General features: G+C 33.3%; 1 pseudogene. It reads left to right on the plus strand.

The annotated features are described in order from the left end of the window. Positions 1-282, plus strand: a pseudogene (locus ACWA1B_RS22550) (MFS transporter); the annotation flags it as partial.

Genomic DNA, 282 nt, shown 5'->3' on the forward strand with positions numbered 1-282 from the left:
AGCGACAGAGTACCAGTTTTATATTGCTGGAATTGGAGCTTTAATTCTTGGAGTTTACGCTTTTACTTTGCCAAAATGTGAGCCACAGCGTTTAATTAAAGAAAATGCTACTTGGATAGAAACTTTTGGTTTAGAATCTTTCAAATTGTTTGCTAATTACAAAATGGCTTTGTTCTTTGTGTTTTCTATGTTTTTAGGAGGAGCATTGCAATTGACAAACGCTTACGGAGATGTATTTTTGGATGAATTCAAACATTTTCCAAAATATGCAGATTCCTTTGT

This window comes from Flavobacterium xizangense, assembly GCF_054075145.1.